Genomic DNA, 804 nt, shown 5'->3' on the forward strand with positions numbered 1-804 from the left:
ATATCAAGTAAAGAGTTATTGAATGTTGCAGAAAAAGCAGGTTTTGAATATTCAAGTCATATGGCATCAATGACTGATGACGAAGTAAACAAGCTAAAAAGTAGCTTTGCAAATAAATCAGCAGGTAAGGAAGACAACAACAATCAGCCAGCGAAAGCAGCTGAAAGTCAACCAACTAAGAAAGCTGAAAATAAGCCTGCAGAAAAAGGTTCAGCTAAATCAGAACCTGCTAAAGCAAATGCTAAGCAAAACCAGCACCAAAACAAGTCGCAAAATCGCAATAACCCAGCAAAAGAGAATAAAAATATGAATAATCAAAAAAATAATTTTAAAAATAATAGCAATAACAAAAATGGCGGATTTAAAGGTAAAGGCAAAAAAGGGAAAAAAGGTCGTTTTAACAATGACCAAAACCGCCCTCAAGGCAACCCAGTACCACCGAGAAAGAATAAGCCACTTCCAGAAAAAGTGGAATATACTGAAGGTATGACTGTAGCGGATATTGCTAAAAAAATTCACCGTGAGCCAGCTGAGATTATCAAAAAACTATTCTTGATGGGTATACCAGCTACACAAAACCAAGCGTTAGATAAAGATGCTATCGAGTTAATTCTTGAAGAATATGGTGTAAAGGCTGAAGAGAAAGTTATTGTTGACCAAGCAGACTTTGAACATTACTTTGAAGAAGCTAAGAATGCAGACGAGGAAGATTTAGAAACTCGTCCAGCAGTTGTAACCATCATGGGGCACGTTGACCATGGTAAAACAACTTTACTTGACTACTTACGTAACGCTCAAGTTGTA

General features: G+C 36.7%; 1 protein-coding gene. It reads left to right on the plus strand.

Annotated elements, in window-relative coordinates:
• Positions 1-804 (plus strand): translation initiation factor IF-2 N-terminal domain-containing protein (locus tag ACRCJ0_RS16795; RefSeq protein ID WP_431391296.1); only part of this gene is annotated, 804 nt, incomplete at both ends.

The sequence above is a fragment of the Aerococcus sp. L_32 genome (assembly GCF_050689315.1).